The following is a 23,045-nucleotide window of genomic DNA, read 5'->3' as shown; positions in this document are numbered from 1 at the left end:
TTAAACTGTTTTAAATTTAAGCCATACGCCCTTTTTAAACCTGAAAGTAAAAAATACAGCCCTAACCACCCAATCAACAAACATCGCATACCATGTTCCCATCATGCCAAACTCACACCAAACACTAAAAACATAAGCCAAGAAAACTCGGCAAACAAACATAGAAACTATACTAACTTTCATAGCAAACTTTGAATCGCCTGCCGCACGAAATAGTTGTGGAAATGTAAAAGAGAGTGGCCAAATAAGCATAGTAACCACTCCGTGCCAAAGAACGATCTGACGCGCCAAATTTTCAGCTTCAACAGAGAGGCTGTAAATGGCTAAAATTTGCTCTAAAAACAAAAAAGTGAAAAGTGTTGTAATAATATGAACACAAAAAACTATAAAAATACCTTTTTTTGCATAAATTTTTGCCTGCTCATACTCACCAGCACCAACACAACGCGAAACAACTACGCTAAGTCCCATGCCGATAGAAAAACCAGCTAAAACCTGAAAAATACTTATCGTGCCTCCAACGGAATTTGCAGCAATGGCAGCTGTTCCAAAAAGTGCAACAATACTAAAAACAAGTATGCGCCCAAGATAAAACATACCATTTTCAAAGCCATAAGGCATGCCAATATTTAAAATTTTTCTTACGATTTTTGCATTAAATTTATACCTAAAACTTTTATCTATACAAAGTTTATTTTTATCATCAAGTAAAAACCATATCGCTATAACAGCAGCTAAAAATCTAGCCAAAAACATACAAATCGCAAGCGCAAAGATGCCAAAATTTAACACATACACCGCCATGGCAGCAAAAACAAGATTTAAAAAATTTGCAAATAACATTATAAACATAGGAAGTTTTGTATTTCCAGCCGCACGAAAAATAGCTGCTGCTGCCGCATAAATCGCTATAAAAGGCACTGCTGCTGTCGTAAAAAGTAAGTATATGCTAGCCCCTTGTCTAACCTCAGCCGTTATGCGCACAAAAAGAATATCAAGTATAGCGTCCTTAAAAAGATACATCAATAACATCACAAAAAGTGAAATTCCAAAACAAAGCCAAATGAGCTGAGTTGCGGTATTTTTGGCATTTTTTTCATCATTTGCACCAAGGTATTGACCTGTTATAACACCACCGCCAGTTGCAATAGCTGTAAAGACGCTAATAAACAGCGCCATAACAAACTCAACCAAAGAGACAGAACTTAGCGCATCTTCACTAACATGCGCTGCCATAAATGAAGCTACCAGCCCAACAAAATGCTCTAAAAACTGCTCGATAATTATGGGCAGGCAAAGTTTAAAAATATCTTTGTTGGAAAAAAGTTGTGCGCTTTTTGGCTGCATTTAGGTTTTTACGCGACTTTCAAATGCCTTTATAAGCGACAGCATATCTATATTTTCAAGGCTAACACCAGTAGGCACTCCCTGTGCTATCTTGCTAAAATTTAGTTCGCTAAAACCTAGTTTTTCCTGCGTAAAAAGCATTATAGCGTCTGAGTTTAGCCCAGGAGTAAAGGCAAATATCACTTCATTTATACCATTTTTACAGATCATCACACGAAGCTTTTGTAGAGCTTGCTCGCTTAAGTCATCAAGCACAAAATAAAGTCCGTCATAAATGGCATTTTGTTCAAAAACTAAAATATCCCTTGGGCTTTCAACGATAACAAGCTTGCTTTTATCACGGTTTTCATCACTACAAATATCGCAAATTTCATCCTCGCTAAGCCCACCACAACACTCACAACGACGAATAAATCTAACTGCATCTTCAATGCTTTGAGCAAGCTTTAAACCACCAAAGCTATCTTGCAAACTTACAAAATAGGCGTACCTTTGGGCTGATTTTTTACCAACTCCAGGTAGTCTAGCAAAAGCATCGACTAGCTCATTAAATTTTTCAAGCCCTTTTTTCTTCATTTTAGCTTTTTATTTACTCAGTTTTTAGCGGAACAACAAAGCAGTGATGCTCATCTTCGTAGCGGTATTTTAGGCTAGTTTTATGCATTTGCAATATCTGATCTATAATATAAAGCCCAAGCCCCATACCAGAGCTTTTAGCGTTTTTATCCCCTCTAACAAAAGCTTGCATATAATGCTCAATACCAAACTCAAGCGGTTTGCCTAAATTTTTAACGATAATCTCATCTTTACTACATACCAAAACAGCTTTCTTGTCATCAGCATACTTTAAAGCATTATCTACCAAATTTTTAATAGCAAGCGTAAAAAGCTGATAATCAACTCTCAAAAGCACATCATCATTTATCTCGCATGCAACTCTTTCGTGAAAATTTTCAAGCATAAGCATATCTATAACCTGCTCTAAAATAAGTGAAAAATGGCACTCTTGATAGTTTAGCGAGTAACTTTTTGAAAGCAGTTGCTCTATCTTGCTAAATTCATTTATCAACATCTCAAGACGGATAAATACCGAAATCAGGCGTGATTTTTGAGTATCATTAGCAACCATCTCTGAAACGATACGACCCTTACCAATAGGTGTTTTTAGCTCATGCATTATCGCACGCAAAAAAAGCTGACGCGAGCGGATAAGATCACGAATTTTACAAACAGCATTGTCAAACTCATACGCAACCTCTCCTATCTCATCTCTCTTTCGTCCATCTTGGTTAAAAGAATTTGCGATATTTACATCTAAGTTACCAGCCGCAAAACGCCTTATATCAAGTGTTAGCTTTCTTAGCGGAGCAAGAGAGCGAAGCACTGAAACAAAAAGAGAGATAATAAGCACAACAGCTGCAACAAATATAATTAATAGCGAGTCATTTACATTTTTTGTCTCATTGCTTTGCAATAAAAACTGAAATGTAGTATTTTTTATACTAAGATAAAGATCATCTTTATATAAAAGTGACTGAACAAGACCGATTGGTGTTTGGCGAGCAACAACCAAATCACCCTTTTCTACGACCATAGCTGCTAGTTTTGCATTATTTACATATTCTAAACCAAAATTTTTAAAGTACTGTACTAAGTCTTGGGGAGCGTTTGCTCGCTCATAAAGTGCCAGTAGATAATTTATGGAGCTTATTTGCTTATCTCTTACTCGCTCAAGAGCCTGCTCTTTTTGAATTTTAGCATAGGTCAAAAAGAGCACACATACAAGTGTAAAAGAGAGCGCAAAGATTATAGTTATCTTTGTTGCTATCGAGTTTTTCATCCGATAAGCTTATATCCTATGCCACGAACTGAAAATATATGTTTTGGCGATTTTGAGCTATCGCCTATTTTTGTGCGAAGGCGTCCGATAATGACATCAAGACTTTTTGAATCTTTGTCTTTTAGGCTTTTGCAGTTATAAACTAGCTGCTCGCGAGATACCGAGAAGCTATGTTGTTTTATAAGATAACTTAAAATTTCAAACTCAGCAGGCGTTAAAACCAAACTTTCGTTATTATAAAAAATTTCATGACGCTTTTCATCTACTCTAAATGCACTATCTATAGTCTCTTCAACTACTTCGCTAGTTTTTTTATAGCGACGGATAAGACTTGTGATACGAGCATACATCTCTTTTGGATCGTAAGGCTTTGGCAGATAGTCATCCGCTCCAAGCTGAAGCCCGACCACTTTATCGCTAATGTCTGAGCGAGCTGAGCTTATGATGATAGGTATGTCGTATTTTGAGCGAATCTCTTTACAGACTTCAAGCCCATCGATACCAGGCAGAGTCAAGTCAAGGATAAGTAGGTCAAAATTCTTCACACCTGCGCTTATGCCAAGATACGGATCTTCAAAATTTGTTACTCTAATGTTAAAATTTTCTAAATATTCGGAAAGAATTTGTGCAAATTCTGCATCATCTTCAATCATCAATACATTTATCATCTTATATCCTTTTTAATTTTTTACGCCATTATACCCTAAAAAAATAAATCAATAGTTATTATTTTTTAATCAATCTTTTGGCAAAATATCGTATTTTAAAATTTAGATAAGGAAAAATATGCTTGAAGTTAAAGGACTTACTCAAAGATTTGCTAGCAGCCTACTCTTTGAAGATGTAAATTTAGTACTAAAAAGAAATAATCGCTACGGACTCATAGGTGCAAACGGTGCTGGAAAATCAACATTTCTAAAAATTTTAAGTGGCACGATAGAGTCAAGCAGTGGCGAGATCGTGATAGAAAATGGATTAAAAGTCGGCGTTTTAGGGCAAGATCAGTTTGCATTTGAAAACTTTAGCATAAAAGATGCTGTTTTGTATGGAAATAAGCGACTCTATGATGCGGTAAAAGAGAAAGAAAAGCTTTATATGAGCGAGGAATTTACCGATGAGATAAATGATCGCTTAAGCCAACTAGAGATAATAAGTGCTGAAGAGGACCCAACCTATGAATACGAAACAAGGATAGAGAAAATTTTAAGCTCGCTTGGGTTAAATGAGTTTGATAAGCTTATGAGTGAGATTGAAAATTCTGACAAAGTTAAGGTTCTTTTGGCTCAGGTTTTATTTCCAAAGCCTGATATATTATTTTTAGATGAGCCTACAAACAACCTAGATATCGATGCTATCGCTTGGCTAGAAAATGAGCTAAATCGCCACGAAGGAACGCTTGTGGTCATTAGCCACGATAGGCACTTTTTAAATAGAGTTTGCACACATATTTTAGATGTTGATTTTAAGAAAATTCGTGAGTTTAGCGGCAACTATGATGATTGGTATATGGCTGCGAATTTGATGGCAAAACAACACGAAATGGAGCGAGATAAAAAGCTAAAAGAAAAAGAGGAGCTTGAAAAATTTATCGCTCGTTTCTCTGCAAATGCAAGTAAAGCAAAGCAAGCAACAAGTCGTGCAAAACAGCTTGAAAAGCTAGATATAGCAGAGATTGCTGTTTCAAGCAGACGCGATCCTAGTATTTTGTTTCGCACAAACAGAGAGATTGGTAATGAGCTAATAGAGCTAAAAAATATCAGTAAAAAATTTGATGATAAAATAGTCTTTGAAAATTTTAGTTTCAAACTTGAAAAAGGGGATAAGCTAGCTATCATAGGACACAACGGTGTTGGCAAAAGCACGCTTTGTAAAATCATCACAAACGAACTAAAGCCAGACAACGGAGATGTACATATTGGTGCAACGATAGAGCTTGGCTACTTTGCGCAAGATACTGTAAACAAGATAGAGGGCGATTTAAAACTTTATGAATATCTGCAAGATGCTAAAAACAAAGATATAGATGAAATTCGCAAATGCCTTGGCAGAATGCTTTTTAGCGGGGCTGATCAAGAAAAAGCAGTCGGAGCGCTAAGTGGTGGGGAAAAACACCGTGTAAGACTAGCCCAACTCATGCTTCATAAGCCAAATTTACTCATCATGGATGAGCCAAACAACCATCTAGATCTTGAAGCTATTATCGCGCTAGGTGAGGCATTTTACAACTTTGCTGGCTCGGTCATTTGCGTTAGCCACGATAGAGAGCTTATAGATGCCTTTGCAAATAGAATTTTACACCTAAAAGGCAATGGTGAAGTGGTTGATTTTCGTGGTAGCTATGAAGAGTATCGTGCAAGCATGGGGCTTGAATAAGCTTTGAAAAAGGCATATTTTAGCTCACCTATTGGCATGCTTGAGCTTGTAAGTAATGGCAAGCAAATTTGTGAGCTAAATTTTGTCGAAAATAGTGGCCAAAACGACAAAAATGATGAAATTTTAAAAAAAGCACTAAGAGAGCTTAAACTTTATTTTTCTGGAAAACTTAAAAATTTAGTATAGACATTTGCATAAATGCGAGCGAATTTGAGCAAAAAATTTACAACTCACTTTTACAAATCCCATATGGCAAGACGATAACTTATGGCGAACTTGCTGCTAGTATAGACCGACCAAAGGCATTTAGGGCTGCTGGCAATGCAAATGCCAAAAACAAAATCCCCATCATTATACCTTGCCACAGAGTTGTATCCACGCAAGGGCTTGGTGGGTACTCTGGCGGTAAAGGTATAGAAACAAAAAGGTTTTTACTAGAGCTTGAGCAAAAATTTAAAGACTAAAGTTATAAAACATCAAGTAGTATAATTTTAACACTTACAAAAACATAAAGCTATCTTGCCGTAAAACTTAGTATAAATAAAAAAAGGCGCCCCACATGAGACGCCATTGTATAAAAAGGAGTTCTTATTTTTGATTGCTTGGTGAAATTATAACAAGCATCGGTAAATCAACGGCTAATCAAAAATTTATGCTCTCCTCTTTAGGAATGGAAATTTTTGTTTTTATATTTTTTTTGCTACCCACCTTGACTACTGGAGTGCTCTCTTTTGCCTCCCGTATAAGCATCATACTTTCAAGACTGCCATCAATAATGGTTGCATATACTAGGTCGCCTTTATTGTGATAAAATTTTACCGAACAAAACTCTGCTTTTGGAAGCTTTGCATTTGTTGTATCGGTTGAAGTTATTTTGTAGCAGTATCTACCATCAACATAGGCTAGCTCAGTTATTATCCCTTTTATAGCACTTTTTGTCGGTGACTTTTTTATAGCTACTGGTGGCGCAGGTTTTACTTGCTCTTTTTGAAAAACGCAACCATTTAGTAAAAATGCACATATGATAAAGAGCAAAATTTTATAATACATCAGTATCCTTTTGTAAAGTATGTAAGATTTGAAATTCGAGGCTAGCCCAGACTGGCTAGTCTTTTAAGTTACGCAGTTACATTTAATACATTGCCACCAAGCTCGGCTATCTTTTTATCAACAGCTTCTAGCGCTTTTTGCATAGTTTTTTGAGAAATTTCAGTAATCTCTCCGCCCCAAGCCTTCTCAGCTTCCTTAAAACCACGAAGCATACCTTCGCGTCCAGCTTGTAGCTTTTCAAGGTTATCTCCGGCACCAGCTAAAACAAAGCCGGCTATACGCTCAGTAGTTTGATCAACACCAAAAAACCCTTTTTCACTAACTAGCTCAGCTGCCTCATCTTGTGAAAGTGATACAAGTGGCTTGCCAGTATAGCCGATAGCATTTAGATCTATACCGCCCAAAATTTCAGCCAAATTTTGTGGAGTATGTCCACTTGCTAGGTCAAAAAGCGAACTTTGAGCCGAAAAACTAGATGTTGTTTGGCTAAAAATTTCAGAATTATACTGCATAAAATAACTATTTGTAAGTGCCTTAACATCTATGTTTGACGCCATCTGCTTGATAGACTCAGCCATATCCTTTTGCTCTGTTTTTTGTCCTGCTTGGTTAAGGTTTGTATAACCAGCAATGCCCTTAACTTGGTTTAATGATACATTCATAATCTCTCCTTTGATTATCTCTCATATTTTATATCGGCAAATTTTAAAATTTGTTTAGCCTTATCTTAGATAACTTCCTTGTTTTTTCTCTGTAGAAACTGGCTTGTTTGCCTCGTATTGCTCATTTATGTATGCGTCTTTGCCTTTTAGATAGGCTATTATAGCACCAAGGTCGTTATTGCTCGTTGTTTTTGCGATATTTTGCATAACACTACGCATACTGCCACCAAAATCCGTATTTGAACGATAAGACACCATCGCGTCTTCTATATCCTCTGCACTTTGATCTTTTAATGGCTTTATACCGCCGACTCTTTTTTCAGCCTGTTCGCCATGACAGCTAGCACATTTTGCATCATAGATCTCTTTACCTAAAGAGACAGAGTAGCGCCCTCTTTTTCTATCAACACCTGTTTTTAAAATTCTGGTATCCTTATAAACCCTAGGATCTTCATCAACAAAGATATCGACTTTTTGATTATTATCTTTGGCATAGTTTTTAGCCATTTCGCTTAGCTGTTTGCCAAACTCGCCATTTGCTCTGATATAATACACCTCAGAAGCACCAAATGCACTAACACCTAAAATACACGCCAAAGATAATGTTGCAAAAATTTTCACTTTTTCCCCTTAAATTTAAAAATCCCAAGCAGGGCGAACCTAACTTGGGATTATAGCATAACTTTGTAAAATCAGACTAAATTAGAATGAGTATTTAGCCTCAAATCTAAATTTATCTTGTTTTTCCTTGTCTCCGCCTGATTTTTCCTCTTTATATGAATACCAGCTAGAAAATTCAAGTTTTTCACTATATGCGTACGAAAGTCTAGGAACAACTTCTTTAATTTTGGTTTTTTCATCTTTGCCTTTTATACTGCCTTGGATATAATCAGCTCCAACAAAGAATTTATCCATAAAAGTGTAGCCAACTGTACCGTACCAAAAGCTACCCTTGCCGCTTGCCCATGTGTGATCAAATGTCTCTTCGCCTGGAGCTATAAGTGCGCCATTGTCTTCAAGTGTGAAAGATGTTACGCCGTGATTTTTAGCCTTCCAGCCAACATAACCAGCAGCTACATCAGCACCAAATAGTGATGTAGAAAGCTCACCAGCATAGAAGTTACCGTCGTTGTATTTATTTTCTGTATCCCAAGTAGCTGCAGCAGTATCATACTCGGCATTTGTTACAAATTTCTTCTTAGCTTTACTATCCGCACTAGCATAAGCGTAGTTAGCAGTAAAACCAACCGAAACATCGTCAGTTATAGCAAAATTTCCAGTTACTTCAACTGCAGCTATATCAACAATATCAGTTAGGCTAGCATACCATAGTTGAAAGCCGATAGGATCGTATGAGCCGACAGCTCCGACCATATATAGGTTGCCTGATTTGTGCGGATATGCAATCTCAACTGTTGCACCAGCTGCATCTTTGGCAGAATATTTACCTTTGATATGCTCTAGCAAGCCACCATCTACCTCGTATGTATCATAATCAAGAGCATCAAATGCAGCTGCGACAAGCGTTAGTCCCTCAATATCTTGATTAACTATCTTAACACCTGTGCCAACTTCGTCATCCGTAAAGAACGAGCCAATCACTTGCTTGCCAGCTGTGATAGTTGTATTTTGTGCTTTATATCCTAGGTATAGTTGATATACACCGAATTTACCATCAGCATCTGTCTTGTCAAACTCGTTTGCTGAGTTGTCTTTTGAGTTATATCTTAAACCTAAAACACCAAAGAAATTATCATCTATAGCCGCTTTAAAGTCAGTTGTAAGTCTAAAAAGGTGATTTGCCTCAGTATCGCTTTTTTCCTGATATGGTTTTGATTTTACATTATCATATCTATATCTTGCAAAACCGCTCATATCGACATTTTTAATAGCCTCTTCAAGTGGAGTAGCTGATGCTACGCTTGAGAACGCACCTAAAGCAACCAAAGCTGCAAGTGAAATCTTTGAAAGTTTCATTTTGTCTCCTTATTGAAAATATTTATCGAAATACTATCTATTATTTTCTAAAATATAGCTTAAATTTTGCCTTTTTGTTACTGTTTATTAACCAAAAAAGACTGATTTTACATTTTTTCTAAAATTTTAACAAAGCTTTTCGCTGTATGTCGTATAAAAAGATCTCTCCTCAGCCCAGCTCGTATGATATTTCTCTATGCTTTTTTTTAGTGCGTCAAAAAAATAATCAATATCCTCTTTCGTATGCGTATAGTGCAAACTCACGCGAAGCCAGCCTGGCTTCTTATCAAGCAAAACATCATCTTTCATCATAAGTAGCTCATGTCCATATGGCCCAGCACAAGCGCACCCTGCCCTAGTTTGGATACCAAAGTCGTTACTAAGTATTGCAGACAGATCGTAAGGAGAAATTTCTGCGACATTAAATGAAAATATCGGTAGTGCCTTTTGTCTTTCTGGGCGATAATTTTTCACGCCATCTATTTTATTTAGCCTTTGTTCAAAGTACTCACCAAGCTCAAATTCTATATCATAAATTTTACTAAGCCCGACTTCATCACGAGTTTTATACGCAAGAGCTGCGCGCATTAGCTGTGTTATAGGAGGTGTCCCACCTTGCTCTCTTTGCTCTATCTCAGGCACAAAAATATGAGATGTACGAGAGACATAACCCACAGTTCCACCACCAGCAAATGTAGGCTCATCACAGTCTATCAGCTCTTTTTTTATAGCAAGTAAGCCACACGCCCCAACACCGCCAATAAGTTTATGTGGTGATAAAAACATCGCATCAAAATAATTAGTATCCACATTAAAGTAGGCACTAGAAGCTGCTGCATCAAGCGCAACAACGCCATCATACGCCTTAACCATCTCATAAATTTTTCTATAATCACTAATAACGCCAGTAACATTTGAAGCCACGCTAAAACTAGCTATGATCTCGCGTCTTGAATTTAGCTTTAAAACCTGTTCTAGCTCTTTTAAATTTATGCCTCCATTTTTATCAAGCCCAATGCGCACAACATCACAAAGCGCCTCACGAAAACTAACTTCATTTGAGTGATGTTCATAAGGTCCTAGCACAACAAGCGGGGAGCTTGAGTTTTGTTTTACGGCATAGCGTTTGCGAGTTTTTGGCGGAATATAAAGACCTAAAAGCTCTTGAAATTTTTTAATCGCCGAGCTTGAGCCGTATCCTGTTGGTAGCAGTACAAAGCTATTGTCAAGCCCAAGCGATGTTTTTAGACTTTTGCGTGCATTTTCGTATAAATTTTGCGTGATGATGGCTGAACTAGCGCTGTCTGAGTGGGTATTTGCATAAGTTAAAAGCATTTTTTGTATCTTTTCTTCTATGCTTTTTAAGCCAAGACCAGAAGCCGTAAAGTCAAAATAATAAATTCCATCTTTTAAAATAATATCATCTCTTAAATTTTCTATTTGCACACCCTGACCTTTAAAAATTTTGGGTGATTATAGCTATTTTTCATTAAAATTTTTGTAAAATGGGCTAAAAGGAGCAAACATAAAAGCACTAAAATCAACCTACGAGCGCATGAAACATCTTGATATAGATGATGTTTTTAACTTTCACATCGTGTTTGATGAGATAGTCTTAAGCAAGGCTTACTACGATGTTTTTGAAGCGATAGAGGGTGAAATTTTTGCTAATATTAAGGAGCTAAAAAAGCGCTTTGAATTTGATGATGAGCTCAGTGAACCGATGAAAACAGCTCTTTTAAAGCTTGCAAATAGTGACAGAAAAAGATTTAGTATAAATAAGGCTTTACCGCAAATTTTAGCCAGCAAAACTTTTGCAAAACTGCTTGAAAATGGGTTGATTTACATAGAAAAAAGTCGTGAAATTCGCCCTACCAAAGCCAAAAACCAAAAGCTAAAAAAGAGCGAACGACGCTACATAATTCAAGATAAAGTGCATTTTACAAGCCATTTTACGCGCTTTTGGTTTAGGTTTATCCAACCAAATTTAGCCCAACTTGAAAATGGAGAGTTTTCAAGCGTCATGCAGACCATAAAAGCCGAGTTTTATGAATACGCTAGCCTTGGTTTTGAGCTTTTGTGTGCTGAATTTTTGCGTACGAGAGGCGTTAAAAATGCAAATAGCTTTTGGCATAAAAACATAGAGATAGATCTGCTTGGCATAGGCGTTAATGGCATAGTTGTTGCGGAGGCTAAATTTAGAGCAAAAAAGGTTTGTAAAAGCGTTTTGACGCTACTTTTAACAAAGTGCGAGCGATTTGGATTTGTGCCAAATGAAGTATATCTTTTTTCAAAAAGTGGTTTTAGCAAAGAGCTTGAAAACTTAGGTCAAAAGCGCGTAAAACTCATAAATTTAAACCAAATGACGGAGCTTTTAGAATGAATGAGCAAAATATCGAAGCTGGGCTAAAAAGCCTAATAGAGCAAACCTACCTAATAGAGCAAGAGTACAAGAATTTAAACAACTCATACGAAAGCTTGCAAAAGATTATAAAAGATGTTGTAGATGTTTTACCAACAGCGATATGGGTACTAAACAGCGATGCGACCATATTTTTACAAAATGCTCAAGCAGCCAAAAATACCCTACTCTTTTCACGAATAAACCTTGAAATTTCAGAGTGTGAGATAGAGCTAAAAGGTCTATTTTATCTAGTTAAAATCGCCGTAAAAGATGACAAAAAGATAGTATCAGCCATAGATATCACGGCTCAAAAGCGCACCGAGCGCCTTGCTAGCATGGGTAGCGTAGCAGCTCATTTAGCCCATGAGATACGAAATCCTATCGGCTCAGTATCCTTGCTTACCTCATCTTTATTACGACGAAGCGAAGGCAAAACTCATGAGCTTGCGACAGAAATCCAAAAAGCTATATGGCGAGTTGAGCGTATCATAAAAGCGACTTTACTTTTTACAAAAGGTGTTCAGATAAATCGAACAAATTTTAATTTTGATGAATTAAAGATAGAGTGCGAAGAAGCCCTAAAATACTACTCTTACTCAAAGGATATAAAAATTTTACTTGACTTTGGAGATGAAGATTACAACGCAGATAAAAACTTGCTATCCATGGTCTTTGAAAATATGCTTTTTAATGCTATTGATGCGTGCGAAGAGAGCGAAAATGAAAGTGATGAGATAAGTATTAGCTATGAAAAAACGCAAACTGAGCATAAATTTTATATCTGCGATAGTGGCGTAACGATAAATAATGCTGGTACAGTATTTGAACCATTTAAGACAAGCAAACTAAATGGCAACGGGCTTGGACTGCCACTATGCCTGCAAATCATACAAACACATCACGGAAGTATCGAAGTCACACTAAATCCAAAGACATTTTGCATAAGCTTGCCTGTAAATTTTAAGTGATATTTTAAATGCTATTTGGCTATAGTAGGCTTTAAACTAACCAAGTTTTATTTATATGTAGCACTTTGCGATTTTTGGTAAATTTTTAATTTTTTGATTTATTTTTAAGTCAAAAATATGAATAGTTACTTTTGACATCATCAAAACCATCTTTTATATCATAAGTTGAGTCACAAATTTAGTCACACCGCCTAATTTATCTAAAGCCCAAAAATACCCTTAGTTTTTTAGCTAACAATAACGACGGTTTTACTTCTTGCGCCTGATTTTTGTTGTCTAAAAATAAATTTATCTTAAGTAATGTAGTCTAAAAAATGTAAAAAGTAAAAATTTTAAAAAAGAAAGCCCCAAATATGGGGCTAAAATTACTTTGCAAGTGTAGCGTTTAGCATCCAGATAGCTTTTTCATAGTGAGCTATCTGCTCTTGTGCATAAGCCTGAGTTGTTGTATCTCCTTCAGCAGCTTCATCAAGTTTTTTAAACTCATCTAAAAGGTGCTTATAATCAGCTAAAACTATCTCTAAAACTTCTGTCGGAGTATAGCTTGCTTTTGGCTCATGCTTTATGCAAGTTGTCTTTGCAAGTTCGTCAGCTTTAACGATAGCCTTGCCACCAAGCATTATAGCGCGCTCAGCTACTTCGTCGAAAATTTCATGAAACTCATCATAGGCTTTTTCTGTATATTCATGAATGCTGAAAAACTGAATACCTTTTACATTCCAATGTAGGTCATGGAATTTAATGTATAACGCGTGAGCGTCAGCCTGAATTTTATTTAATTGAGAAATAACTTTTGACATTTTGTCTCCTTTGTTTGATTTATAAAATTATAACATAAAAAAGTAAACGAAATTTATATTATTTAATAAATTTTATTATTTAGTATAAAATACTATAAATTCCGAAACTAGAAATTTTTACCATAAAAAACAAACTCTTCTAAAAACTAAAATTTGCTCTTAAGCCCTATTTTACGCGATCTCCTATGTGACCGTTATAAATTATATTCCTAGCATCAATATTTTCATCAAGTAAAATTTCACTTATCTTGCCACTTTTTTTGATACTTTCTATATCATTTTGTAAATCTTCTTGATAACTGTATATCATAGCCGCACTTGAAACACCCTCTAGTTTTTCAAGTACCTTAAATTTCTCTATCTCTTCATCTAAATTCTCAACACTAACCACTACCACTATCTTTCCATCTTGTGCAGCAACAACCTCGCAACCATCTACATTCTCAATAAGCGGTATAACATTTTCAGCGCTCGTCTCATCTTTTGTATAGACAATTAGGCTTGATATATTCATTTAATACTCCAAAATTTTACTTCTTTTTGATATGCTATGCTTATTATCCTGCCATCATTTGACAAGTAAATTTCGCTTAAAATTTCCTGCCCTGTTTTTATGGTATGCAAAAGCTCTTTGCTTTTAATATCATAAACTACGATATCGCTATGCTCGCCGTTCATAAAAGCTATCTTACTTTTATCTGGGCTAAGAGCTAAGGCATAAACTATAAAATCAGCATTAAAATAGTTCAAATTCGATCCATCAAAAACACCCACCTGACGCGTAATGCTACCAACAGCTAAAGCATCATCTACATAGTCAATGTCATACATATTATCTTTAAAGAAATTATGCGTTTTTATAACTTGCCTTGTCTTTAAGTCATACTCGTATATCACGCCACTCTCAGCGCCTATAGCTATCTTATCGCGGTTTTTACTAATCTCAAAATCAACATAAAGTGCTATTGAAAATTTATGTTTAAACTTTAGTTGTGCGCTGGTTAGATCTACAATGTAAATTTCATTGCCAAAGTCTGAAATTATGGCTTCATTTTTGCTTGTAAAAAAGGCTTTTTTGGCAGATTTGTTTGGAGTGATAAAGTTATTTATCTCAGTAAATTTCTCTCCATCAAATTTATATACAAAAAGTCTTCTCTCATCATAACTAAGCTCAGCCAAAACAAGAAGTTTATCATCTAGTCTATCTATACTAAACACCCTAGAGCTAGGCTCATCAGCAAAGTATGCCTTCTTTTTAGGCAGTATGATTTTAGGTAAAAATTTATCATTTTTTATATCATAAATTTCAACTTCACCGATATCTGTACCAAGATAAAGCATCTCATCTATCAAATTTGAACTGATAACATTTGAAAAAGCACTAACAACTCGAGTTGGTTGCGAAATTTCAGCCGAAAAACAAATTCCAAAAAAAGCTAAAAGAACTAAAATTTTTCTCATCTTGCCTCCATTTTTATAGCATTTACAAAGCAAACTTCCATACATTGCGCACAGTTTGTGCATCTATTATTTATCGTAGGTCTAAATACTCCAAAAAACTCTACCGCACGAAATTTACAAACATCTTGACAGCTATAACACATCGTACCATTCCATGCTAAACAGCTACTAATATCAATAATGGTTTTAGCTTCAATAATAGCAGGAAATTTTAAATTTAAGACTGATTGTTGGGTGCTTTCGCACTCTATGGCACACTTTTTACAAAAAGTACAGCCCTTAGTTTGAAATTTAAAACTTACTTTTTCACCATCAAATGAAAGTAGATTTTCATCACAAGCACCAACACAAGGCGCTTCACACTCTACGCACTCAAACTCACCGCTAAAATATGGTGGTGGGATAAAATTTTGAGCGGATTTACCGCCCAAAATTTTTCTAAAAAGCTGTCTTCGTGAGACATCTTGCATTACCTAACACCCTCATTTAAGACATCTAGTAAATTTGAGCTTTTTGACGAACTTTCATCACGAAAATCAGCTTTAAAATTATTTTTCACCCTTGGTTTTACATTTGCTTGTGGGACATGGCACTGTGTGCAGCTAAAACGATCTTGACTTAGCTCGCTACCAGTTGATTTTTTAAATCTTATACTATAAAGATGTGACTTTGGTATAGCTGTAGCTCCAACACCCTCAGCAACCTCTGGCATATGGCAAGTTACGCACATATTCATATCTTTTGTTATAGGCACAATATCAGAAATATCGTGCGGAATAAGTGGCGGTGCGTTTTCAAAGGCACGATCTATCTTGGTTGACTCTCCTGCTGGCGTAGCAGTCCAGTTTATGTCAACTAATGTGATATTGTCATCAAAAACATCATTTTGATTAAAACTTGTCAAGTCTGCGTTTTTTGTATTACAGCCAACCAATAGTGCCGCCGCACCAAGACCAGCCAAAATAAGCTTAAAAGCTTTCATCATTTTCTCCTTAAATTTCTTATATTAAACTTTAATGCATCGTCATTGCAGACATCGATACAACGACCACAACTTGTACATTCACTAGAGGTTACAAAACCATTTTGTTTGCCTATAATGCCTAGGACTTGATTTTCTGGGCAAATAAGCTTACACTTCATACATTTAGTACAGTTATCACTATTATGCTCTATCCTAATAAGTGAAAATTTTGAGATAATCGCATAAAAAGCACCAAGTGGACAAATTTTAGAGCAAACCACCCTATCTCCCACAAATGCGTCTATCGCAAAAACCCCAAATGCTACAAAAAGCCAAAGTGTTGTGCCATAAATTATCCCGCGTTGTATTATGCCTATAAAGCTAACACCCTCAAAGGCTGGTGCTGATGTTACAAGCGAAAGAGCAAGAACAAAACCAAGCACATAATACCTTGCATTGCGAGAGAAATTTACAAATTTGTTATCTTTATCATAGCCAAATTTTACCCTAACCCAGCGAGCTGTCTCTGTTATGATATTTACAGGACAAACCCAGCTACAAAACGCACGAGGCGCTATAATGGCATAAAAAACAAAAACGATAGCCGCCCCAACTAGTGCCGAACTAGCTATGCTAAAACTTGCCAAAAATAGCTGTAACACAGCAAATGGATCGCTTAAAACAACGGTATCAAAAAGCTTTGAGCTACTTAAATTTCCTTGTAAAATTTTAAGCCCATAAAAGTTGCTGACAAAAAATAGAGCAAGGATTGAAATTTGAGTTATTCTTCTTAGTATCAAATACTTCATCACAGCTCCTTATCACTATTTAGATAATCATCAAGCTTTTTACTATCTTGTTTAAACTCTTTTGGAGCGACATCTCTTAGCTTTTTCTCATCATCTGCTATCCAACCCTTAACATACTGTTCATTGCTTGAGCCTAGTCCAAGAGCTAGCGGAAGCACAAAAATCGACGGCTTTGGTGTTACGCAAACTTGCTCACACATGCCACAACCCGTGCAGTAATTTGCATCAACAACAGGTATAAGCATAGCGTGTTTTTGAGTTCTATCATTGTGTCTATAGTCAAGCTTTAACGCCTTATCTATAACAGGACAGGCTCTATAACAAGCATCACAGCGAAGCCCCTCATAAGCGATACAAAAATTTGGATCTAGCACAGCTATACCCATCTTTGCTTTGTTTATATTTAGCTTTCCATCATCGTTGCTAACTAAAACAGGATCTAGCGCTCCAGTCGGGCAAGCAACCGTACAAGGTATGTCAGTACACATATAACACGGAATTTCTCGTGGCGTAAAAAATGGAGTGCCATAAGGCAAACCATCTTTTAAATCAGCCAGTTTTAGCGTATGCCACGGACAGGCTTCAACACAAAGCCCACATCTAACACACTCAGCAAGAAATTTATTCTCATCGAGTGCACCAGGCGGTCTGATAAGCAGAGTTTGGGCTTTAAGGCTAGTTTGAGTACTCCACATAAAACCTCCTGCGAGCACCAAACTAACAGCCTTTAGTCCAAACTTTAATGCCTCTCTTCTAGTTTGCATGATTAAGCCTTATAAATTTTAACCGCACACTTTTTGTAATCTGTCTCTTTTGAGATCGGACAAGTTGAGTCTAAGCAGACCTTGTTGATAAATACATTTTCATCAAAAAATGGTACATATACAAGCCCTTGTGGAGTTTTGTTTCTGCCACGAAGATCGACTCTAGCCTTAACCTTACCACGACGACTCTCAACCCAAACAATATCATTTTGCGCCACACCAAGCTTAGTCGCATCGCCTTCATGCATATAGCAAAGTGCCTCTGGAACAGCACGATAAAGCTCTGGAACACGCATAGTCATAGTGCCCGTATGCCAATGCTCAAGAACACGACCTGTACATAGCCAGTATGGATATGTATCATCTGGCATCTCGCATGGATCCATATAAGGACGGAAGAAAATTTTAGCTTTATGAGCCAATGAGAATTTCTCTTCGCCACTTGTAACGCCTTTTAGATCGCCTTTTGGTAGCTTAGCTTTTGCATTTCCATAGTAAGCAAATGCTTTGCCATTAGCATATTTTTTCGCGTATGGGTCATATTTTGCATTAAATCTCCACTGAGTCTCTTTACCATCAAGAACTGGCCAGCGCAATCCACGAACTTTGTGATATGTATCAAAATCAGCCAAATCATGACCATGACCAACACCAAATTTTCTGTAATCTTCCCAAAGATATTTTTGAACGAAAAATCCATACCCCTCAAACACTTTACCATCTGAGCCGACAACCTTTCTACTATCGCCAAAAACTTCGGTGTTATCAAAGTCTTCCATTATTGGGTCTTGTGCTTTGTAAGTTTTTGCCTCTTCATTTGCAAAAAGCACATCAAAAAGTGTTGCATTTTCATCATAGCCCATAGCTTTTGCTTGCTCTAAAACGCTTGGTAGTGTTAGCTTGTCATCAACCTTTGTCTCGCCCCACACCTCTTTTAAAGTAAAGCGTTTTGAAAATTCAAGAATTTGCCATGTATCACTCATCGCTTCGCCTACTGGCAGTACTTGCTGGCGCCACTGCTGGCTTCTACGCTCAGCATTTCCGTAAGCACCCCACTTCTCATAAATCATAGCCGATGGAAGGATAAGGTCAGCAACCTTGGCTGAGATACCAGGGTATGGGTCGCTTACAACGATGAAGTTATCCATTTCGCGAGCTGCTTTTATCCAGTGGTTTGCGTTTGCGGTATTTTGCCAAGGGTTATTTACATGAACCCAAGCCCACTTCATCTTTCCATCTTCTAAATCACGCATCATTTTTACATAGTGCGAGCCTGGCTTTGGATTTAGAGTGCCTTCTGGAAGCTTCCAAATTTTCTCACTTACTTTTCTGTGCTCAGGATTTGCTACGACCATATCAGCTGGCAAACGATGAACGAAAGTTCCAACTTCACGAGCCGTTCCACACGCGCTTGGCTGTCCTGTTAAAGAAAATGCGCCATCGCCTGGTTTGGCTTGTTTGCCAAGAAGCATATGCGTCATGTAAGCTTGCTCATTCACCCAAGTTCCTCTTTGATGCTGGTTAAAGCCCATAGTCCAAAAGCTTACAACTTTGCGACCTTTTTCTATATATAAATTTGCCAACTCTTTTAGTTTTTTCTTAAATTCTTCAATATCCTCGTTTGGATCACCTTTTGAAATTTTTGCAACAAACTCAAGAGTGTAAGGAGCTAGTGCTTTTTTAAAATCTTCAAATGTTATAATCCAATGCTTATCAGGATTTGCGGCATTTTTATTTTCTAGTACATCGCCCTCTTTGTATCCAAGATAAGCTAATGTCTTACCCTCTGCCTTACTCAAAGTCTTTTTAAGCTCTTTTTCTAAGATATCTTTCTCAGCTGCGTATTTTGGGTGGTTTGGATTATTTCTTAAACCATAACCTATATCAACTGGACCTGTTACAAACTCACAATAGTTTTTCACATAATCCCAGTCAATAGCCTCAGGATGGTTATAAACTATCTCATGTGCGATATAGTTCCAAATAGCAACATCGCTTGAAGGAGCAAATATGATCTCAGTATCTGCTATATTTGAAGTACGAGTTGAATATGTACTTAAATTTACTATCTTTACACGCTCAGCGTTATTTAACTTTCGATCGCTAACACGAGACCAAAGCACTGGGTGCATCTCAGCCATATTGGCTCCCCAAGCGATGATAGTATCAGTTAGCTCGATATCATCAAAACAGCCAGCTGGCTCATCTATACCAAATGTCTGCATAAAGCCAACAACAGCTGAAGCCATACAGTGGCGTGCATTTGGATCTATAGCATTACTTCTAACGCCAGCTTTTAAAAATTTAGCCGCCGCATAGCCTTCCATTATAGTGTATTGACCAGAGCCAAATACGCCAGCTGAGTGAACGCCATTTTCTTTGATAGTCTGTTTATATTTTTCAGTCATTACATCAAAGGCTTTTTCCCAAGATACAGGCTTAAATTTACCTTTTTTATCAAATTCGCCCTTTTCGTTTACACGCAAAAGTGGCTGAGTTATACGGTCAGAACCATACATTATTTTAGCGTTAAAATAGCCCTTGATGCAGTTTAAACCACGATTTACTGGAGCTTCTGGGTCGCCTTTTACAGCAACTATCTTACCCTCTTTTGTAGCGATCATTACGCCGCAGCCCGTTCCGCAGAAACGACAGGCAGCCTTATCCCAACGCCAGCCCTTCTCTGCTTCGGCAGCACTTAGCGAGCTTGGCACTGCGATGCCAGCACTAGCGCAAGCAGCCGTTGCCGCAGCACTTTTTATAAAATCCCGACGATCCATATTTTCTCCTTTGGTTAAAATTGTATTTAATGAAATTATAGTCTAAATTTAGTTTAAATATGCTTGATTTAAATCAAGTTATTAAAATGTTATTTTAGGATTAAAAATTATTAAAATTTCTAGGCTACAAAAGCCTAGAAAAGTGGGTTTAAGAACATATTTTCGCTGAGAATTTTTTTATCACTAAAATCTTTGTCAATATGAAGCACGAAAGAGCCTATGCGTTTTGAGCTAGCATCAAATATCGGTGATACTGAAAAATAGTGTGAGCCTTGGACAAAAAAGCCATTTTGTTGCAAATTTAGCTTTTGTATCACAGGTACAACGCTTAAATTTGCACTTTTTAAATTTGCGATAAAATAATTTGTCATTATCTCATCGCCGTCCCTAGAGGCTCGTTCAAAATTTATTTCCTTATCAAGCAAGACAAAAAGGTCTATGCCTTGGTTTTTAAAGAAATTACTAATCGCTTCAAAGTCGCTCATAAGCTCGATAGTGCCTAAAATTTCACCATTTTGCTTAACTGGTGAAAGTGCCCTAATATATGTACCAGCAACACCGCGCTCTATCCCACTTACAGTACCATTTCCTTGTTTCGATACATATATCATGTAGCGAAAACTACTAAGCTCATCGCCATACCTATCCATATCCCAGCTGCGTATCAAGCTCACTATATCATTTGTATGAAGGTGAAGCTTTAGGTTTTGATAGGCTGGTGCATTTTGGATACTGGATATAATCTTATTTATATTTTTCTTGCAAATTTCTCTATCTTTTTCCAAAAAGCACTCGGTTACAGCAGCATTTTCGCCAAGTATAATCGCAAGTGCCTGCAATGAGCTTTTAGATTCATCGATATTTTTATAAAGCTGTTTTATCTGATAGTCAAAAAATGCTTTTGCCGTATTTATATGATTTTGCTCACTGTATCTTAGGTATAAAACAGATAATATCGCCAAAACTACAACTGTGACGATGCCAAAAATAAGTGGTAGAATTTTATTTTTCACTCAGAGCCTTTTGAAGTATTTTAGCAAATTCACTAAACTCTGGTAGACTTAAGCTAGAGTTTCTTAATGGCTCTTGCCAAAGGTTATTTGGATAAAAAGCATCATCTTTAAAGCGCGCCATAATATGCATATGCACGCGCGGCAGGACATTTGCAAAACTTGCTAAATTTATTTTTGTGGGGTTATAAAATTTTCTCATTTCGCGCTCAACGATTAGACTAGCCTCCCAAAGCCTAGCGAGGCTCTTTTCATCACAATCACTAAGCTCACGAAAAGGCTTTTTAGTAAAGATCTTAACCCAAGGAAGCTCGTTTTCTTCGCGCTCTATCCATATAAACTCATCTTCAAATATCATTATTTCCCCTAAAATTTTGCTTTATCTTAGCAAAATTTCGCTAAAATTGCCTTTTAAGTTGCAAGTTTGCAAATAACTAAACACAGAGAAACCACATGCAAAGACGAAAATTCTTACAACTAAGCGCAGTTGCTAGCACGCTAGCCTATACAAATTTACAAGCAAGCACAGCTATGCCACAAAAGGGGCTAAGTGCTAATAAATTTGGTGTATTTTGGGTGGAAAGTAGCGAGGATAAGATAACAAATATCACGCCATTTCGCAGTCATATCCACACAAACAAACTAAATGAGATCATACCTGAGATCATTCAAAAAAACAAAACTCGCGTAAAGCACCCCTATGTGCGTAAAAGCTTTTTAGATGATCCTGCAAATCCAAAGCCAGAGCTTCGCGGTAAGGAGGAGTTTGTGCGAGTTAGCTGGGAGGTAGCGCTTGATCTAACGGCACAAAGGTTAAAGCACACTTATGATACTTATGGAGCAAACGCTGTTTATGGACAGGTGTATCAGTGGGGCAACCTAGGCAAGGTCGGACACAGCCGAAATATCGGCAAGCGTATGCTAAATGTCCTTGGTGGCTATGTGAGTGAGGCTGGAGGCTATTCGTATGGGTGCGCGCAAGTGATTATGCCACATGTTTTGGGTGTGATGGAGACAAGACAGCATCCAACTAGCTGGAAGGCTATACAAGAAAATGCGAAAAATATCGTATTTTGGGGGACTGATCCTATCGTGTCAAACGAGCTTGGTATCGGTGCGCCACTTCATGATGCGTATGAGAATTACCGCATTATAAAAGATATGGCGGCTCGTGGTGAGATGAAAATTTACAGCATCGATGTCTTTAAAAACGAAAGTGCAAAGTTCTTTAACGCAAAAACACTTCTACTTCGACCAAGCACAGACACAGCTATGATGATAGGGATGTGTCACTATCTTTATACAAACAACTTACACGATAAGAAATTTTTAGAAAATAACTGTGTTGGGTTTGATAAATTTAAAGAGTATTTTATGGGAGAAAAAGATGGTGTCGTAAAAGATATAGCTTGGGCCAGTGAAATTTGTGGGATTGCTAAAGATGAGATAGAGAGTTTTATAAAAACCATCGCAAAAGATCGCACCATGATAGTAAGCGGATATGCCATACAGCGTGCAGATCACGGTGAGCAAGCCTACTGGATGCTAATCGTCCTAAACGCTATGCTAGGGCAAATGGGGCGTGCAGGCGGTGGCTTTATCACAAATGATCAGACGCACAAAACAGGCGACACACACTACAAAGCTCCAAAGATACGAAATTTTGATGTCTTGCCACACGATGAAAAATACAAAGCCATGATAAACCCAAAAGGCTCAGTCATACCAAACTCCCGCCTTATCGAGTGTTTAGAGCGACCGGGTGGCGAGATAGAAAGAAACGGCAAGGTGCATAAATTTCCTGAGCTAAAGCTCATGTTTAGCACAAATGGCTCT

The 23,045-nt window shown here is 37.1% G+C and carries 23 protein-coding genes and 1 pseudogene; 5 read left to right on the top strand and 19 right to left on the bottom strand.

Going from position 1 to position 23,045, the window contains the following annotated elements; genetic code table 11:
- Genes U5B17_RS08020 through U5B17_RS08005 form a run of 4 tightly spaced genes read right to left on the bottom strand, consistent with a single transcriptional unit; the run spans window position 1 to window position 3,855 of the window.
- A complete protein-coding gene (locus U5B17_RS08020) occupies window positions 1-1,347 on the bottom strand; it encodes an MATE family efflux transporter (protein ID WP_430804829.1) in 1,347 nt (448 codons plus the stop codon).
- Entirely contained in the window at window positions 1,348-1,923 is a 576-nt protein-coding gene (recR, locus tag U5B17_RS08015) for a recombination mediator RecR (protein WP_430804828.1), read from the bottom strand. It lies immediately after the preceding gene.
- Between the two features lie 13 nt (window positions 1,924-1,936).
- Window positions 1,937-3,187 (bottom strand): ArsS family sensor histidine kinase, encoded by a 1,251-nt coding sequence (locus U5B17_RS08010; protein ID WP_430804827.1) that lies wholly within the window; start codon window positions 3,185-3,187, stop codon window positions 1,937-1,939.
- A complete protein-coding gene (locus U5B17_RS08005; protein ID WP_230057412.1) occupies window positions 3,184-3,855 on the bottom strand; it encodes a response regulator transcription factor in 672 nt (223 codons plus the stop codon). Before U5B17_RS08005 ends, U5B17_RS08010 begins: the two co-directional genes overlap by 4 nt.
- Window positions 3,856-3,973: 118 nt before the next feature.
- Between U5B17_RS08005 and U5B17_RS08000 the strand changes: the two genes are divergently transcribed.
- Together U5B17_RS08000 and U5B17_RS07995 are read left to right on the top strand one after the other, a co-directional pair.
- Entirely contained in the window at window positions 3,974-5,560 is a 1,587-nt protein-coding gene (locus U5B17_RS08000; RefSeq protein ID WP_430804826.1) for an ABC-F family ATP-binding cassette domain-containing protein, read from the top strand.
- 36 nt (window positions 5,561-5,596) lie between these two features.
- Window positions 5,597-6,024, top strand: a pseudogene (locus tag U5B17_RS07995) (methylated-DNA--[protein]-cysteine S-methyltransferase).
- 178 nt (window positions 6,025-6,202) lie between these two features.
- On the opposite strand, the gene U5B17_RS07990 reads toward U5B17_RS07995, so the two are convergent.
- The 5 genes from U5B17_RS07990 to U5B17_RS07970 all read right to left on the bottom strand — a co-directional run bounded on the left by U5B17_RS07990 (window position 6,203) and on the right by U5B17_RS07970 (window position 10,695).
- Window positions 6,203-6,610 (bottom strand): hypothetical protein, encoded by a 408-nt coding sequence (locus tag U5B17_RS07990; RefSeq protein ID WP_430804825.1) that lies wholly within the window; start codon window positions 6,608-6,610, stop codon window positions 6,203-6,205.
- Between the two features lie 68 nt (window positions 6,611-6,678).
- On the bottom strand, window positions 6,679-7,272 hold the full coding sequence (locus U5B17_RS07985; RefSeq protein ID WP_430804824.1) for a hydrogenase-4 component G: 594 nt from the start codon (window positions 7,270-7,272) through the stop codon (window positions 6,679-6,681).
- 60 nt (window positions 7,273-7,332) lie between these two features.
- Entirely contained in the window at window positions 7,333-7,893 is a 561-nt protein-coding gene (locus U5B17_RS07980) for a c-type cytochrome (protein WP_430804822.1), read from the bottom strand.
- Between the two features lie 81 nt (window positions 7,894-7,974).
- Window positions 7,975-9,249, bottom strand: a complete 1,275-nt coding sequence (locus U5B17_RS07975; protein WP_430804821.1) for a major outer membrane protein — start codon at window positions 9,247-9,249, stop codon at window positions 7,975-7,977.
- 126 nt (window positions 9,250-9,375) lie between these two features.
- Entirely contained in the window at window positions 9,376-10,695 is a 1,320-nt protein-coding gene (locus tag U5B17_RS07970; RefSeq protein ID WP_430804820.1) for an aminotransferase class V-fold PLP-dependent enzyme, read from the bottom strand.
- A 109-nt stretch (window positions 10,696-10,804) separates the two neighbouring features.
- Here U5B17_RS07970 and U5B17_RS07965 point away from each other — a divergent pair, with 109 nt between their 5' ends.
- On the top strand, window positions 10,805-11,632 hold the full coding sequence (locus tag U5B17_RS07965) for a DUF234 domain-containing protein (protein WP_430804819.1): 828 nt from the start codon (window positions 10,805-10,807) through the stop codon (window positions 11,630-11,632).
- Window positions 11,629-12,621: a sensor histidine kinase gene (locus tag U5B17_RS07960; protein WP_430804818.1), complete on the top strand. Its 993-nt coding sequence runs from the start codon at window positions 11,629-11,631 to the stop codon at window positions 12,619-12,621. Before U5B17_RS07965 ends, U5B17_RS07960 begins: the two co-directional genes overlap by 4 nt.
- Before the next feature lie 365 nt (window positions 12,622-12,986).
- Here U5B17_RS07960 and U5B17_RS07955 read toward each other — a convergent pair whose 3' ends face one another.
- The 10 genes from U5B17_RS07955 to U5B17_RS07910 all read right to left on the bottom strand — a co-directional run bounded on the left by U5B17_RS07955 (window position 12,987) and on the right by U5B17_RS07910 (window position 21,567).
- Window positions 12,987-13,421: a Dps family protein gene (locus tag U5B17_RS07955; protein WP_430804817.1), complete on the bottom strand. Its 435-nt coding sequence runs from the start codon at window positions 13,419-13,421 to the stop codon at window positions 12,987-12,989.
- A 166-nt stretch (window positions 13,422-13,587) separates the two neighbouring features.
- Window positions 13,588-13,935, bottom strand: coding sequence for a chaperone NapD (locus tag U5B17_RS07950; RefSeq protein WP_430804816.1), 348 nt, complete (start codon window positions 13,933-13,935; stop codon window positions 13,588-13,590).
- Window positions 13,932-14,882: a WD40 repeat domain-containing protein gene (locus tag U5B17_RS07945; RefSeq protein WP_430804815.1), complete on the bottom strand. Its 951-nt coding sequence runs from the start codon at window positions 14,880-14,882 to the stop codon at window positions 13,932-13,934. Before U5B17_RS07945 ends, U5B17_RS07950 begins: the two co-directional genes overlap by 4 nt.
- A complete protein-coding gene (locus U5B17_RS07940; protein WP_430804814.1) occupies window positions 14,879-15,352 on the bottom strand; it encodes a 4Fe-4S binding protein in 474 nt (157 codons plus the stop codon). The genes U5B17_RS07945 and U5B17_RS07940 overlap by 4 nt, the downstream gene beginning before the upstream one ends.
- Window positions 15,352-15,864, bottom strand: coding sequence for a nitrate reductase cytochrome c-type subunit (locus U5B17_RS07935; protein ID WP_430804813.1), 513 nt, complete (start codon window positions 15,862-15,864; stop codon window positions 15,352-15,354). The genes U5B17_RS07940 and U5B17_RS07935 overlap by 1 nt, the downstream gene beginning before the upstream one ends.
- A complete protein-coding gene (napH, locus tag U5B17_RS07930) occupies window positions 15,864-16,655 on the bottom strand; it encodes a quinol dehydrogenase ferredoxin subunit NapH (RefSeq protein WP_430804812.1) in 792 nt (263 codons plus the stop codon). The genes U5B17_RS07935 and napH overlap by 1 nt, the downstream gene beginning before the upstream one ends.
- Complete coding sequence (gene napG / locus U5B17_RS07925) at window positions 16,655-17,419, bottom strand: ferredoxin-type protein NapG (RefSeq protein WP_430804811.1); 765 nt, start codon at window positions 17,417-17,419, stop codon at window positions 16,655-16,657. The genes napH and napG overlap by 1 nt, the downstream gene beginning before the upstream one ends.
- 2 nt (window positions 17,420-17,421) lie before the next feature.
- Window positions 17,422-20,199 carry a nitrate reductase catalytic subunit NapA gene (gene napA / locus U5B17_RS07920; protein WP_430804810.1) on the bottom strand — a complete coding sequence of 926 codons (2,778 nt, stop codon included), beginning with the start codon at window positions 20,197-20,199 and terminating at the stop codon, window positions 17,422-17,424.
- 134 nt (window positions 20,200-20,333) lie between these two features.
- A complete protein-coding gene (locus tag U5B17_RS07915) occupies window positions 20,334-21,212 on the bottom strand; it encodes a cache domain-containing protein (RefSeq protein WP_430804809.1) in 879 nt (292 codons plus the stop codon).
- Window positions 21,202-21,567, bottom strand: a complete 366-nt coding sequence (locus tag U5B17_RS07910; protein WP_430804808.1) for an HIT family protein — start codon at window positions 21,565-21,567, stop codon at window positions 21,202-21,204. Before U5B17_RS07910 ends, U5B17_RS07915 begins: the two co-directional genes overlap by 11 nt.
- Before the next feature lie 95 nt (window positions 21,568-21,662).
- Between U5B17_RS07910 and U5B17_RS07905 the strand changes: the two genes are divergently transcribed.
- Window positions 21,663-23,045 (top strand): molybdopterin-dependent oxidoreductase (locus tag U5B17_RS07905; protein WP_430804807.1); only part of this gene is annotated, 1,383 nt, incomplete at its 3' end.

It is taken from the genome of Campylobacter australis (genome assembly GCF_050586305.1).
Lineage (GTDB): Bacteria > Campylobacterota > Campylobacteria > Campylobacterales > Campylobacteraceae > Campylobacter_A.
The sequence above is the reverse complement of the archived record's forward strand: the minus strand, read 5'-3'. Positions and strand labels throughout refer to the sequence as shown.